Consider the following 14,244-nt stretch of genomic DNA (forward strand, 5'->3'; position numbering starts at 1 on the left):
TTTTAAAAGAAATAATCGAATGAAGTGTTTTTTTGCCATTTGGATTCCTGTTTTACTGTTTGCTAATGCTGTTTTTTCGCAAGAAATGATTACTCATAAAGTAGAGCGGGGAGAAACGATAACTGAAATCGCTAAAAAGTATCAGGTAACTCCTTACGATATTTATAAACTAAATCCGGATGCTCAGGATAAGCTGAAACCCAGAATGAAGCTTTTGATCCCTTCTAAATCAGGACTTACAGTTGCTGCTGCTCAGGCTCAAATTACACATAAAGTTTTGCCTAAAGAAACTTTATACGGAATTGAAAAAAAATATGCTATTTCGGATGCTGATTTGAAAAAAGCGAATCCTTTTTTAGAAACAGATGGTTTGCAAATAGGTCAAACTTTAGTGATTCCGTCTAAAAATAAAGCAACGGTACAAAAAGCAATTTATCATGATGTACAACCAAAAGAAACGAAATACTCGATTGCTAAAAAATATGGAATTACGATTGCGGAATTAGAAAGGAAAAATCCTGAGATTATACCTAATCTTACTATTGGTTATCATTTGTTAATCAAAGGAAATCCATCAAAAAATGAAAGTACTCTTCAAAAAGAAGCTGCTCCTGTTTCAGTAAAAAAATACAATACTTATCAGGTAAAGCCTAAAGAAACCTTGTATAGTTTGTCAAAAATGTTTGGTTTGAGTCAGGATGAGTTAGTTAAACTAAATCCGGAACTTAAGAATGGTGTTGAAATAGGAATGCTTTTAAAAGTGCCTGCAAATACTTCTTTTCCTGCGATTCAGGAAAATAAAGTGTATGCTGATTTGAGTCCTAAAAATGTGGGAGGACGTAAAAAGATAGCTTTGTTACTGCCTTTTAATGTCTCCAGAGTAGAAGGGGATACCGTAAATTCGATGACAGAACGATTGAAAAAAGACAAGTTTTTAAATATGACACTGGATTTCTATGCAGGAGCTTTGATGGCAATAGATTCGGCTAAAACACTGGGGTTGCCAATCGATGTCAGTATATATGATTCTGAAGAAACCAAGTATAATTCCAATGCTGCAGCTATTATCAATGCTAATAAATTACAAACAGCCGATGCATTAATAGGTCCTTTTTATCAAAATAATGCCGAAGCTACAGCCCGATTATTAAGCAGTTATAATGTGCCTGTGATTTCGCCTTTGTCAAAAGACTCCGGTAATCCAATAGCAAATTTATATCAAACTGTACCTTCAAATGATGTGTTAAAAACTGCTATGTTTGATTATATGCGTTCTAAACGCGGAAACGTTGTGGCTGTTGTTGACAGAAAAAAAAGTTCGATGAATTTATATCTGGCTCAGAACCAGCCTGATGTAAAGTTGGTAGCATTGAATGAAAACGGTAATATTTCTGCAGAAAGTCTTAGAAATACGCTGGTTACAGGAAAGATGAATTATGTACTAATGGAGACGGCCAGTATCTGGATGGTTAAAACAACTATTGCAGCTATGCTAAGTGTTATGCCGGATTATCAGGTGCAATTAGTAGTGTTAGAACCTAATGATGCATTGGATTCTGATGAAATCAAATTTTCAAATCTGGTAAAATTAAAATTAATGTATCCTTCGGTAACAAGAGATAATACTTCGCCGGAACGTATTGCTTTTGAAAATAAATTCAGAAAGCAGAATTTTATTTCGCCTAGCGATTATGCTACCAGAGGATTTGATGTTACTTTTGATACTATGATGCGTTTAATGCAGAATAAATCTTTTGAAGATACTGTCAATACTACCGCTACTGAACAATTTGAAAACAAATTTGAATATTATAAAAAAGACGGTATGGGTTATGCTAATAAAGGAGTTTACATTTTGTATTATGATACTGATCTGACCGAAAAAACAGCAAACTAAATTTTTTTTTGATGGATGCAAATCAACAGAAATTAGTAAAACTGGCGTATGCTAAAATGCCTTTTGGGAAATATGAAGGTCGTTTTTTGATTGATTTGCCCGAATATTATGTGGTCTGGTATCATAATAAAGGATTTCCAAAAGGAGAATTAGGTGAACAATTACAATTGATTTATGAATTAAAATTGAACGGATTAGAAGAATTGATACGAAATATTAAAAAAAGATACCCAAAACCTCATTGATTTAAGAAATTAATGAGGTTTTTATTTTTGCATTCATAAAAGTCAAATTTAGAAATTATCTCATTTCCAAATTAGCATAATCTAAATTTATAATCGTATTTTTGCCACGTTTTTTACACAACTACAATACAAACTAGAACAGCATGAATCAGACAAAATATATTTTTGTTACCGGAGGGGTTACTTCATCTTTGGGAAAAGGAATTATAGCAGCATCGTTAGCAAAATTATTACAGGCAAGAGGATACAGAACTACTATTCAAAAATTTGATCCTTACTTAAATGTTGACCCGGGAACGTTGAATCCTTATGAACACGGGGAATGTTATGTAACTGATGATGGAGCTGAAACTGATTTGGATTTAGGTCATTATGAGCGTTTTTTAAATGTTCCTACTTCTCAGGCTAATAATGTTACAACAGGAAGAATTTATCTTTCCGTTATCGAAAAAGAGAGAAGAGGAGAATTCTTAGGTAAAACAGTTCAGGTTGTTCCGCATATCACTAATGAAATTAAAGACAGAATGCAATTGCTGGGAAAATCCGGTGATTATGATATCGTTATTACTGAAATTGGAGGAACGGTAGGGGATATTGAATCGTTGCCGTATATAGAATCGGTGCGTCAGCTGGTTTGGGATTTAGGAGAAAATAATGCTATTGTAATTCATCTGACTCTGATTCCTTATCTGGCAGCTGCCGGGGAGTTAAAAACAAAGCCAACACAGCATTCTGTAAAAACGCTGATGGAAAGCGGAATTAAAGCTGATATTCTGGTGTGTAGAACAGAACATGAACTTTCGCAGGAATTACGCAGCAAATTAGCTTTGTTTTGTAATGTAAAAAAAGAAGCGGTTATTCAGTCTATCGATGCATCTACTATATATGAAGTACCTAATTTAATGCTTGAAGAAGGATTAGATATTGTTGCACTGAAAAAGCTAGATCTGCCTAAAAAAGCTGCTCCTGATTTAAAAACCTGGAATACTTTTTTAAAGAGATTAAAAAGTCCAAAACATACTGTAAATATCGGTTTGATTGGGAAATATGTAGAAATGCAGGACTGTTACAAGTCTATTTTAGAAGCATTTATTCATTCGGGTGCTGCTAATGAAACGAAGGTAAATGTAGTTTCTATTCACTCCGAATACATTGATGAAGAAAATATCGCTGAAAAATTCAAAGATATTGATGCTATTCTTGTTGCTCCGGGTTTTGGAGAAAGAGGAATCGAAGGAAAAATTGCTGCAGTGCGTTATGCACGTGAAAACAAAATGCCTTTCTTCGGAATTTGCCTGGGAATGCAAATGTCGGTTATTGAATATTCCAGAAATGTATTAGGGTATGCTGAAGCAAATTCGACTGAAATGAACGATCAGACCTCGCATCCTGTGGTGAACTTAATGGAAGAGCAAAAAAATGTAACTGATAAAGGCGGAACAATGCGTCTGGGAGCATGGAAATGCGAGATAAAACCGGATACTCTGGCTTACAGAATTTATGGGGAAACTACTATTTTTGAGCGTCACCGTCACCGTTATGAATACAATAGTGCCTATGTATCTGAATTAGAAAATGCAGGATTAAAAGCTTCAGGTATCAATCCGGATACAGGATTAGTAGAAATTGTAGAAATTGAAAATCATCCTTTCTTTATTGGAGTTCAATACCATCCTGAATATAAAAGTACGGTAGCAAATCCGCATCCTCTTTTTGTGAATTTTGTTGCTGCGGCTGTAAAAGCAAGAAAAAAATAGTAAAGTATTCTGCATTAGAATAAAAATAATCTGACCCAATAAGTCATAAAATAATTCATATAAAAATGGAAGAAAAAAAGTTTGACCCCAATTCGTTAATTGGTTTTGTATTGATTTTCGGTATATTGCTTTGGATCATGTACCAAAACAAACCTTCTGAAGCGGAACTGGCTGCAGAAAAAGCCAAAAAAGAATTGGTTGTTAAAGATACTAAAACGCAACAAAATGCAGCAAAATTAGTTACTGCTCCGGTAGCATCAAATGATACTCTGCAATTGGCAAAACTTCAAAAAACTTTAGGAAGCTTTGCTTATTCTGCTACTTTGCCGAGTGCGAAAGAGGAATTTACTACCATTGAAAACAAATTAGTAAAACTTAAAATAGCAAATAAAGGAGGTTATATTGCTGAAGCAACTCTGAAAAATTTTGAACGTACTAAAAAAGGATCTGGAGAGTTAGTCAAATTAATTAAGGATAATAATGCACAATTTAATTTAGAATTAGCCACTGCGGATAACCATACTTTAAACACAAAAGAACTTTATTTTGAACCAACCTTGACTAAAAATGGTGAAGACCAAATTTTGACAATGCGTTTAAAAGCAGCTCCTAATGCTTATTTAGAATATAAATATGTATTAAAAGCAAATGATTATATGCTGGACTTTGATATTCAGACACAAGGTTTGGGTACTATTTTAAAAACAGCAAAACCGTTACAGTTAGAATGGGAATTTAAAACCTATACTAATGAAAAAAGTATCTCTTATGAGAACCGTTATTCTGAAATATATTTTGAATATGAAGATGGTAAAAGTGATTATTTAGGTCAGGGACACGACAAAACAGAAACAGCGGAAGAGGTTAGTTATGTCGCTTACAAACAACATTTCTTTTCTTCTATTTTATTATCATCAACTCCTTTTGCAACAGCTGAATTGTATTCTGATAATTTAGTGAATGATGAAGAGATTGATACTACTTTTACCAAGCATTTCAAAGCAGTAATGCCACTGGCTTTCAAAAATGGAGAGATTGATCAAAAAATGAACTGGTACTATGGTCCTACAGATTATAAATTATTAAAATCTTATGATAGAAATCTGGAAGACATTGTAGCCTTAGGCTGGGGAATTTTTGGTTGGATTAACCGTCATCTGTTTATTCCAACTTATGGATTTCTGAGTATGTTTATTTCACAGGGATGGGCTATTGTATTGTTTACTATTTTAGTAAAATTACTAATGTCTCCTATTACGTATAAGTCGTTCCTGTCTCAGGCAAAAATGAAAGTGTTGCGTCCTGAAATCACTGAGATTAGTGAAAAATACAAAGACGAACCAATGAAAAAGCAACAGGAAACTATGAAGTTGTACAACAAAGCCGGAGTGAATCCAATGGCGGGTTGTGTACCCGGTTTACTGCAGATGCCAGTTTTTTATGCTTTGTTTCAATTTTTTCCATCAGCTATTGAGTTAAGACAAAAAGGATTCTTGTGGGCAGATGATTTGTCTTCATTTGATTCGGTTTATAAATTACCTTTCCATATTCCTGCTTATGGAGATCATATTAGTTTGTTCCCTATTTTAGCCTCTATTGCTATTTTCTTTTATATGAAAATGACAACCGGAGATCAGCAAATGGCAACACCGCAACAGGAAGGAATGCCTGATATGGCTAAAATGATGAAAATAATGGTGTATATTTCGCCATTAATGATGTTATTATTCTTTAATAGTTATGCGTCAGGATTGAGTTTGTATTATTTTATTTCTAATACCATTACAATCGGAATCATGTTAGTAATCAAGAATTACATTATTGACAGTGATAAGATTCACGCTCAAATTCAGGAAAATAAAAAGAAAGAGCCTAAGAAACAAAGTAAGTTTCAACAAAAGCTTCAGGAAGCGATGGCGCAACAGGAAGCGATGAAAGCGCAAAAGAAAAAGAAATAATATAAGACTAAAAAAATCTCGTTCATTCGGGATTTTTTTAGTTTACAGATAATTATAATCCGAATCATTCGTTTAAGTTGTTAAAATAGTTTTATGAAATCAATATCTAAAATAAGGTTTGTTTTTTTATTGTTTTTAAGCTTTTGTAATCTTCAGGCACAGAAAGCTTACAATAATCTGGATGCCAATGGGAAAAAAGATGGTGTATGGAAAGGTTTTTATGCGGAGTCTCAAAGACCTCGGTATGAAGGAACTTTTTCGCATGGTAAAGAAATAGGGGAATTTAAATTTTTTGATGATACTAAAGCTGGAACCGTAATTGCTACCCGAACTTTTAATCCCGATGATAATGCAGCTTATACGGTTTTCTATGATCAGAATAAAAATAAAGTCAGCGAAGGGAAGGTAGTCAATAAAATGTTTGAAGGAGAATGGAAATATTACCATAAAGACTCTAAAAGCATTATGACATATGAGCATTATAAAAATGGAAAATTAGAAGGGTTGCGTTCTGTATTTTTTCCAAGCGGAAAAATTGCCGAAGAAACCCATTATAAATCAGGTTCAAAAAATGGCAGTTCTAAAAAATATTCCGAAAGAGGAGTTGTTTTAGAAGAAGTTGCTTTTAAAAATGATCAATATGATGGTGAAGCTGTTTTTAGGGATGTTGACGGCAATATCGTTTCAAAAGGTAAATTCACTAACGGAAAAAAAACCGGTATCTGGCAATTTTTCGAAAATGGAAAATTGACTGCAGAAGAGAATTTGAGCCTTTATAAATCAAAAGAAACGGCAAAGAAAAAATAGTTCTTTTGTTCTTAAATGTTTTTAGTATACAAACGAAATGTGATAATGAACAGAATCGTTTGAAAACTTTGTACCTTTGCAGGCATTAAAAATAAATTTATAATGAAACGTGTTGTAGTAGGACTTTCTGGTGGTGTAGATTCAAGTGTTGCAGCTTATTTGTTGCAACAGCAAGGTTATGAGGTTATTGGGCTTTTTATGAAAAACTGGCATGATGATTCGGTAACGATATCTAATGATTGTCCGTGGTTAGAAGACAGTAATGATGCTTTGTTAGTAGCTGAGAAGCTGGGAATTCCGTTTCAAACCGTTGATTTAAGTGAACAATACAAAGAAAAAATCGTTGATTATATGTTCAACGAATATGAAAAAGGAAGAACTCCTAATCCCGATGTGCTGTGTAATCGCGAGATAAAATTTGATGTTTTCATGAAAATTGCCTTAAGTCTTGGAGCCGATTATGTGGCTACAGGACATTATTGCCGCAAAAGTGAAATTGATGTTGACGGAAAGCCGGTTTATCAATTACTGGCCGGTGTTGACAATAACAAAGATCAATCTTATTTCTTGTGCCAGTTGTCACAGGAGCAATTAGCCAAAGCGCTTTTTCCTATTGGAGAATTAACCAAACCTCAGGTTAGAGAAATTGCAGCAGAAATGGAATTAGTTACTGCAGAGAAGAAAGATTCTCAGGGATTGTGTTTTATTGGTAAAGTACGTCTTCCGGAATTTTTACAACAAAAATTACAACCTAAGCCGGGAATAATTGTCCAGATTGATAAAAATAATTCCGTTTATGACATTGGAATACCTAAAGGTTTGTCAGATGAAGAAACCTTGTCTCTGGCAGCAAGTCCAATTGCTTATACACCGGATATGGGAAAAACAGTAGGCAGACATCAGGGAGCACATTATTTTACCATCGGTCAGCGTAAAGGCTTAAATGTAGGAGGAACTGCTGAAGGTTTATTTGTGATAGCTACGGATGTTGATTCGAATATTATTTATACCGGAATGGGAAGCCATCATCCGGGTTTGTTTAGAAAAGCTTTATTTGTAGAAAAATCTGAAGTGCATTGGATTCGTGAAGATTTGGCTCTGGCCAATGGAGATTCGATGAAAGTAATGGCCAGGATTCGTTACAGGCAGCCTTTACAAGAAGCTACATTACATCAGTTTGCATCCGGAATGTATGTTTCTTTTGAAGAGCCACAGTCGGCTATAACCGAGGGACAATTTGTAGCCTGGTATCAGGAGGATGAATTATTAGGTTCCGGAGTGATTTCTTAGTGATACTTTCAGAAAAAAATAATAAATTTAAGTGATTAATTCTTTTATAGATTAATCACTTTTTTTTTAAACGGTATCACACTTTATGAGAAAGTCTCGTTTGTTATTTTTACTATTATTTCCTCTTTTTGTTTTTTCGCAGGAAGAAGCCTGGGTATATTTTAATGCTAAAGCAAATGAGCATTATTTTTATAATAATCCGTTAAAAATGCTTTCACAGCGTGCTTTAGACCGAAGGAATACTCAAAATATTGCTTTGGATTTTAAAGATATTCCTATCGATCAGAATTTTATTAGTATCATAAAAAAGGTTTCGGGAATCCAAATTATGGCTAAGTCTAAATGGATGAATGCCATTCATGTAAGAGGTTCTCAGAATGCAGTGAATGCATTAAAAAAGTATGGTTTTGTATCTAAGATAGATTTTGCCAATCCTGTTTTAAATCAAATAAATAAAGGTTCAAAAATTGTTATTAAGAAAAACAAGCATTTAAAAAAAGAAAAGCATATCCCTACTGATAATGAAACTGCTGATTTGCAAATAAAAATGCTGAACGGACAGGTTTTACATCAGCAAAAATATACCGGTTCAGGAAAAATATTAGCTGTGCTGGATGCCGGTTTTTTAGGTGTTGATAAAATAGTTCCGTTTAAACGGTTAAGGGATAATAAACAAATTTTAGGAGTTTATAATTTTGTAACCAGAAGTGATGCAGTTTATACTAAGGATTCCCATGGTACCAATGTGCTTTCCACGATGGGTGCTTATACTGAGAATTCATTAACAGGTACAGCGATAGGTGCTTCTTATTATCTGTTTGTTACCGAAGATGTAAGTGCTGAAAATCCGGTGGAGGAATCACTATGGGTAGAGGCTGCTGAAAAAGCAGATAGTTTAGGAGTGGATATTATAAATAGTTCATTAGGGTATACGGAGTTTGACAATCCCGCATATAATCATACTTATGAACAAAGAAACGGAAGTACAGCTTTTATTTCTCAAGGAGCCGAAATTGCTTTTAGCCGCGGAATGCTTGTAGTTGTTTCGGCAGGAAATGAAGGAGCAACTAAGGATCCGTATATAGGAGCTCCGGCAGATGCTGCTTCTGTTATTGGAGTAGGAGCAGTAAATGAACATAAAAATCGGGTAAGTTTTAGCTCTGCAGGTCCCACATCTGATGGTCGGATAAAGCCTGAAGTAATGGCTCTGGGGCAAAATACAGTAGTGTCTGATGAGAATGGAAATAATATTTATCTTAATGGAAGTTCTTTTTCGGCTCCGCTTATTGCCGGAATGCTTGCCTGTTTGTGGCAGGCCTATCCAGAGAAAACAAATCAGGAAATAAAAGAAATGCTGCTTGAATCATCTGATAATTATAATACACCGGATAATCTGTATGGTTATGGAATTCCTGATTTTAATTTGGCATTGACCAACAAAGTAAATTTAAAAAATGAAAATCTGCAGTATTTTGTCGCTTATCCGAATCCTGCCTCTGATGTTGTTTCTGTTCGTTTTCCTGCTGATTTTAATAAAGGGAAAATACTTTTTTATAATGTACTTGGACAAAAAGTTTTAGAAAGTAAGGTACTGGATTTAGAAACCAATTTTTCTTTAGAACCTTTAAGTAAAGGACTTTATTTCTATAAAATTGAATCGGATTTCATTTCCAGATATGGGAAAATAATTAAAAATTGATTGGCAAATGAACAGAATAACAACATTATTTAATATAAAATATCCTTTGATTCAGGCGGGAATGGTTTGGGTTAGCGGTTATAAATTAGCCAGTGCAGTAAGTAATGCCGGAGGTTTGGGATTGATAGGTGCCGGTTCAATGTATCCGGAAGTTTTAAGAGAACATATTCGCAAATGTAAAAAAGCTACTTCAAAACCTTTTGGAGTCAATATTCCGATGTTGTATCCAAATATCGAAGAAATTATGAAGATAATTGTTGAGGAAAAGGTGCAAAACGTGTTTACTTCGGCAGGAAATCCTATGACCTGGACACCTTATTTAAAGGACAATGGAATTACAGTAGTCCATGTGGTGAGCAGTACCAAGTTTGCGTTGAAAGCACAGCAAGCAGGAGTAGATGCCGTCGTTGCTGAAGGTTTTGAAGCAGGAGGGCATAATGGTCGCGATGAAACCACTACTTTTACTTTAATTCCGATGGTGAAAGAACAAATAAAAATTCCTATTATTGCAGCCGGTGGTGTAGCCAATGGAAACGGTATGCTGGCAGCAATGGTTCTGGGGGCAGATGGTGTGCAGGTAGGAAGCCGGTTTGCTGCTTCAACAGAATCTTCGGCGCACGATAATTTTAAGAAAATAATTCTGGATACAAAAGAAGGTGGTACCCAATTAACATTAAAGGAATTAACGCCCGTCAGATTGATAAAGAATAAGTTTTTTAAAGATATTGAGGAATTATACACCCACTGTCCAACTGTAGAAGATTTGTCCGGATTATTAGGAAGAGCCCGTGCTAAGAAAGGTATTTTTGAAGGTGATGTAGATGAGGGAGAATTAGAAATAGGTCAGGTAGCCGGATTAATTCACGAAATAAAGTCAGCTGAAACTATTGTTTTAGATATGATGAGGGAATATGAATTTGCTAAAAAACAAGTTGCCAATTTTTTATTTTAAATAAGTCAAAATGACACAAAAAAAAAGCTTTTATTTTTACATCACTTTATTGTTTTTTGCAATTGGTTTCCAGCAGTCTTATAGTCAGGTATATCGATTCAGGACTTCAGGATTCAGTGTTTTAGAGAAAAATGAGAATGGAAAATGGGGGAAATGGTCTGAGTTGGGATTAGTCAATATTGCTGTCAATTTAGATACTGACAAGAACAGGATTGTAGTATATTCTCAAAATATTCAATTGTATAATATACTAGTTTATCAGCCTGAATCTGAATCTGAAAGTGATTTAGTGTATTCTTTTAGCTGTAAAGATAACGATGGTGTTGATTGTACAGTTTCAATTATTACCCGTAAAATGCAGAAAAACCGCAAACAACTTTATATCACTTATCCCGATCACGTGATTGTGTATAATATTTTTGCGATGTAAAATCGGAATATTATTCGATTTCAATATCTTTTATAAACTCATCATATTCCAGATAAAAACGCTCCAGGGCATCCATTTTTTCATTGAAAAAATCAAAAATAATCTCCCAGTGATTGCGGTTGCTAAAACCAACGCCTGATTTTTCAACCCAAATCCTGCTAATGGTTTTTCCATTTTCTAAAACATAGTCTTTTTCGAATACTAAATCACTGATGAATTCTTCCTCTAAAATGTTTTTTAAAGCTTCTAACTTTTCAAAGTAAGCAATTCTCTTTTCGGTATTGCGAGGCTCAATGTCTATAAGTACCTGCGCTTTTTTGTTGTCCACATAAAATTTAAAAGAGAAGTCTTTAATTTTAGTGTCATATAACAACCATTTTCGTGGGTGTTTTTCGGCAAATGTCACCCAGAATTCTCTCTTTAAGCGTTGCGTTTCTTCTTTACTGTACATTATATTAAGCTTTCATCTTTAGAAATTTGTTCAGGCTTCTTTTCTAAAGTATATTTATGTTTTATTTGCAAAAATAGACTTTGATTATGGATTTTCAGCATTTTTTAAAAATTATACCTAATTTAGTTCAGGCATCGCTTCCTGCTTTTGCTTCTCATGAAAAGATGATGCCTCTTGAGCGCAAACAGCTTTTGAAGAGAATTAATCTGGAAGAAAAACACCCAAGAGAAGCTGCTGTAACGATGTTGTTTTATCCTAAAAATCAACAAACTCATCTTGTACTTATTGTCCGCAATTCATATGAAGGCGTTCATTCCGCACAAATTGCTTTTCCGGGTGGTAAATTTGAAACAGGAGATATAAATTTAAGAGAGACTGCTTTAAGAGAAACAGAGGAAGAGATTGGAATCAGTCGCAGTAAAATCCAAATAGTGAAAGATTTTAGTCCGTTGTATATTCCGCCAAGTAATTTTATGGTGTATCCTTTTTTAGGGGTTTGTACCGAAGAACCGGCTTTTATTTTGGATCCTGAAGAAGTAGCGTCAATTATTGAATTGCCTCTGGAAGTTTTTCAGGATGATGCTATTTTATCTGTCGAAAATTTGTCAACGTCATATGGGGCTTTCATTGAAGTTCCGGCTTTTAAGATTGATGAACATATTGTGTGGGGAGCTACTGCAATGATGCTCAGTGAATTGAAAGATGTGTTGTTAAGCGTTTTTGAGGATGCTGAATAATAGAGCGCTTTCTATTATTTTTGTAAATTTATAAGCTAACATTTAAAATTTAAAACTGTTTATGAGACTTATTAAAAGAAATCCTTTTGGACACATTTTATTTCTAAAAAAATGGCTGATCCGTTTTTTTGGAAGTTTTACTCATAGACGCTATCGGGGTTTTAATGAATTACAGATTGAAGGTTCGGAGATTATTCGAAAATTACCCGATACTAATGTGCTTTTTATCTCTAACCATCAAACTTATTTTGCTGATGTGGTGGCAATGTTTCATGTTTTTAATGCCAGTTTAAGCGGACGAATTGATTCAATTAAGAATATTGGTTATTTATGGCAGCCTAAGATGAATATTTATTATGTTGCCGCTAAGGAAACCATGCGTTCGGGGCTGTTACCTAAAATATTATCTTATGCCGGAGCCATTCCTGTTGAAAGAACCTGGCGTTCTGAAGGGGTAGATGTGACGGAGAAAAAAGCGGTAAACCCGAATGATACCGAAAACATAAAAAAAGCGCTGAACGACGGTTGGGTTATTACTTTTCCGCAGGGAACTACCCGTTCTTTTAAGCCTGTCAGAAAAGGTACCGCACACATCATTAAACAACATCGTCCTATAGTAGTGCCGATTGTTATTGATGGTTTCAGACGCTCATTTGACAGAAAAGGAATCCGAATGAAAAAGAAAGGAATTTTACAGTCTTTTATCATTAAAGAACCGCTTGCTATTGATTATGAAATAGATACCATTGACGAAATTGTAGAAAAGATAGAGTATGCCATAGAGCAGCATCCTTCTTTTTTAAAGGTTATTCCAGCTGAAGAGTTAGAAGAACAGGAACAATTAAACAAATTGCGTCAATGGGAAATAGAATAATTATAAAGTTTTATTTTTATAATAATTCACTAATAAATCAACAAATTTACTATAACTGTTTATTCCTTCTTCCTGTTGGTTGATTTTTAAATAATGGTCATAAAAAGTATGGAATCCTCTTTCCACAGGGGTTTGATACTGCATCCAGAATTGTTCTGTTTCCTTATAGTTTTTTATGATTCCGGGATGAATAGTTTTTAATAATTCCTGATGAACTTTTTTATTTCTAAGATACCAATTGTTCATACAATACCGCAATGCAAAACTGTAACCGGAATATTTAAAATATAAATCGTCATTGTTTACCGAAGCAAGAAAGCCAATAAAGTTGCATTCACTTTCACTGGCGAATCCCATTTGATGTGCCATTTCGTGACAACTGGTTGTGGGTAAATTGTACATAGGCATTAAATAATTTACCTGAGCTTCATTAGTAAACGGATTTAAATAACCACCAAAACCCATGTAAGTTAAAGGTAAACTAAACAGGGATTTTTTTATGCTTTGATTAGTATAAGTAAAGGCAGGGTGTTTTTTTGCCAGATTTTGATAACCATTCCTGTTTTTTTGAAAAGTGGCTTCATGCGTATATGGATAGATCACTTTTAATCGGTTATTTTTAGTGATGCGGTTTTGAATTTGATTCGTTTTTGCAATAACTTTTTTGGTAAAATCTAATAAATCAGCATCAGTATAATCACGTTCAATTTTCATTTTTTCAAAAAGAGGAACTCTGTAATAATTAATTGCCCAGATAAAATAAAAGAAGAAATGAAAAACAGAAACAAAACTCAATATCTTTAATAACAGGTTTTTCCAGTTTAATTTCCAATTCTTCCGGTTGTACCAAAACCATTTTACACAAAATACAATCAGTATAAAATATAAAATATCGCCCACTGAAAACGGAATCCATCCCAATACTATTCTCAAAAAATCAGAAAGTAACGGATATAGTCCGTTGCTGTAAAAAGATTCTACTAATTCGGGAAAAAAAAAGAGCATTTTTAGAATCAGAATCTGAAAAATAAGCAGTATTGGTAATAAATATTTTCTTTTCAAAATGACATTTTATAGAGTTGTAAATATAATTACAATAATTAATTTATTATCCGAAAAGGATTTTAAACTTTGTAACTTTGAGTTT

The 14,244-nt window shown here is 33.9% G+C and carries 13 protein-coding genes; 11 read left to right on the forward strand and 2 right to left on the reverse strand.

Annotation, left to right across the window (positions count from 1 at the left end; all coding sequences use genetic code 11):
• Positions 1-19: 19 nt before the first annotated feature.
• From ACSV4D_RS15685 to ACSV4D_RS15725, 9 genes are all read left to right on the forward strand, one after another.
• Positions 20-1,897 carry a LysM peptidoglycan-binding domain-containing protein gene (locus ACSV4D_RS15685; protein WP_439229010.1) on the forward strand — a complete coding sequence of 626 codons (1,878 nt, stop codon included), beginning with the start codon at positions 20-22 and terminating at the stop codon, positions 1,895-1,897.
• A gap of 11 nt (positions 1,898-1,908) precedes the next feature.
• A complete protein-coding gene (locus ACSV4D_RS15690) occupies positions 1,909-2,142 on the forward strand; it encodes a DUF3820 family protein (protein WP_073246726.1) in 234 nt (77 codons plus the stop codon).
• 143 nt (positions 2,143-2,285) lie between these two features.
• Complete coding sequence (locus ACSV4D_RS15695) at positions 2,286-3,899, forward strand: CTP synthase (RefSeq protein WP_439229011.1); 1,614 nt, start codon at positions 2,286-2,288, stop codon at positions 3,897-3,899.
• Between the two features lie 65 nt (positions 3,900-3,964).
• Positions 3,965-5,857 carry a membrane protein insertase YidC gene (gene yidC / locus ACSV4D_RS15700; protein WP_408082793.1) on the forward strand — a complete coding sequence of 631 codons (1,893 nt, stop codon included), beginning with the start codon at positions 3,965-3,967 and terminating at the stop codon, positions 5,855-5,857.
• A 93-nt stretch (positions 5,858-5,950) separates the two neighbouring features.
• Positions 5,951-6,664 (forward strand): toxin-antitoxin system YwqK family antitoxin, encoded by a 714-nt coding sequence (locus tag ACSV4D_RS15705; protein WP_439229012.1) that lies wholly within the window; start codon positions 5,951-5,953, stop codon positions 6,662-6,664.
• Between the two features lie 102 nt (positions 6,665-6,766).
• Positions 6,767-7,954: a tRNA 2-thiouridine(34) synthase MnmA gene (gene mnmA, locus ACSV4D_RS15710; protein ID WP_408082791.1), complete on the forward strand. Its 1,188-nt coding sequence runs from the start codon at positions 6,767-6,769 to the stop codon at positions 7,952-7,954.
• 85 nt (positions 7,955-8,039) lie between these two features.
• Positions 8,040-9,653: a S8 family serine peptidase gene (locus ACSV4D_RS15715; RefSeq protein WP_439229013.1), complete on the forward strand. Its 1,614-nt coding sequence runs from the start codon at positions 8,040-8,042 to the stop codon at positions 9,651-9,653.
• A 7-nt stretch (positions 9,654-9,660) separates the two neighbouring features.
• Positions 9,661-10,605 carry an NAD(P)H-dependent flavin oxidoreductase gene (locus ACSV4D_RS15720; protein ID WP_439229014.1) on the forward strand — a complete coding sequence of 315 codons (945 nt, stop codon included), beginning with the start codon at positions 9,661-9,663 and terminating at the stop codon, positions 10,603-10,605.
• Between the two features lie 10 nt (positions 10,606-10,615).
• A complete protein-coding gene (locus tag ACSV4D_RS15725) occupies positions 10,616-11,035 on the forward strand; it encodes a hypothetical protein (protein ID WP_439229015.1) in 420 nt (139 codons plus the stop codon).
• Between the two features lie 10 nt (positions 11,036-11,045).
• Here ACSV4D_RS15725 and ACSV4D_RS15730 read toward each other — a convergent pair whose 3' ends face one another.
• Positions 11,046-11,486, reverse strand: coding sequence for a DUF4268 domain-containing protein (locus tag ACSV4D_RS15730; RefSeq protein WP_439229016.1), 441 nt, complete (start codon positions 11,484-11,486; stop codon positions 11,046-11,048).
• Positions 11,487-11,572: 86 nt separating this feature from the next.
• On the opposite strand from ACSV4D_RS15730, the gene ACSV4D_RS15735 reads away from it, so the two are divergent.
• Positions 11,573-12,223, forward strand: a complete 651-nt coding sequence (locus tag ACSV4D_RS15735; RefSeq protein ID WP_439229017.1) for an NUDIX hydrolase — start codon at positions 11,573-11,575, stop codon at positions 12,221-12,223.
• A gap of 61 nt (positions 12,224-12,284) precedes the next feature.
• Positions 12,285-13,097 carry a lysophospholipid acyltransferase family protein gene (locus ACSV4D_RS15740; RefSeq protein ID WP_439229018.1) on the forward strand — a complete coding sequence of 271 codons (813 nt, stop codon included), beginning with the start codon at positions 12,285-12,287 and terminating at the stop codon, positions 13,095-13,097.
• Here the strand turns inward: ACSV4D_RS15740 and ACSV4D_RS15745 are convergent, their stop codons facing one another.
• Positions 13,098-14,102, reverse strand: a complete 1,005-nt coding sequence (locus tag ACSV4D_RS15745; protein ID WP_439229019.1) for a DUF3810 domain-containing protein — start codon at positions 14,100-14,102, stop codon at positions 13,098-13,100.
• Between the last annotated feature and the right edge of the window lie 142 nt (positions 14,103-14,244).

Origin of the sequence: Flavobacterium sp. ARAG 55.4, assembly GCF_051846875.1 — a bacterium.
In the GTDB taxonomy this organism is placed as follows: Bacteria; Bacteroidota; Bacteroidia; order Flavobacteriales; family Flavobacteriaceae; genus Flavobacterium; species Flavobacterium plantiphilum.

What these genes read in the sequence shown, in the direction of transcription:
- ACSV4D_RS15685 (WP_439229010.1), top strand. Translation starts at nt 20, where the DNA reads ATGAAGTGTTTTTTTGCCATTTGGATTCCTGTTTTACTGTTTGCTAAT.
- ACSV4D_RS15690 (WP_073246726.1), top strand. Translation starts at nt 1,909, where the DNA reads ATGGATGCAAATCAACAGAAATTAGTAAAACTGGCGTATGCTAAAATG.
- ACSV4D_RS15695 (WP_439229011.1), top strand. Translation starts at nt 2,286, where the DNA reads ATGAATCAGACAAAATATATTTTTGTTACCGGAGGGGTTACTTCATCT.
- yidC (WP_408082793.1), top strand. Translation starts at nt 3,965, where the DNA reads ATGGAAGAAAAAAAGTTTGACCCCAATTCGTTAATTGGTTTTGTATTG.
- ACSV4D_RS15705 (WP_439229012.1), top strand. Translation starts at nt 5,951, where the DNA reads ATGAAATCAATATCTAAAATAAGGTTTGTTTTTTTATTGTTTTTAAGC.
- mnmA (WP_408082791.1), top strand. Translation starts at nt 6,767, where the DNA reads ATGAAACGTGTTGTAGTAGGACTTTCTGGTGGTGTAGATTCAAGTGTT.
- ACSV4D_RS15715 (WP_439229013.1), top strand. Translation starts at nt 8,040, where the DNA reads ATGAGAAAGTCTCGTTTGTTATTTTTACTATTATTTCCTCTTTTTGTT.
- ACSV4D_RS15720 (WP_439229014.1), top strand. Translation starts at nt 9,661, where the DNA reads ATGAACAGAATAACAACATTATTTAATATAAAATATCCTTTGATTCAG.
- ACSV4D_RS15725 (WP_439229015.1), top strand. Translation starts at nt 10,616, where the DNA reads ATGACACAAAAAAAAAGCTTTTATTTTTACATCACTTTATTGTTTTTT.
- ACSV4D_RS15730 (WP_439229016.1), bottom strand. Translation starts at nt 11,486, where the DNA reads ATGTACAGTAAAGAAGAAACGCAACGCTTAAAGAGAGAATTCTGGGTG.
- ACSV4D_RS15735 (WP_439229017.1), top strand. Translation starts at nt 11,573, where the DNA reads ATGGATTTTCAGCATTTTTTAAAAATTATACCTAATTTAGTTCAGGCA.
- ACSV4D_RS15740 (WP_439229018.1), top strand. Translation starts at nt 12,285, where the DNA reads ATGAGACTTATTAAAAGAAATCCTTTTGGACACATTTTATTTCTAAAA.
- ACSV4D_RS15745 (WP_439229019.1), bottom strand. Translation starts at nt 14,102, where the DNA reads ATGCTCTTTTTTTTTCCCGAATTAGTAGAATCTTTTTACAGCAACGGA.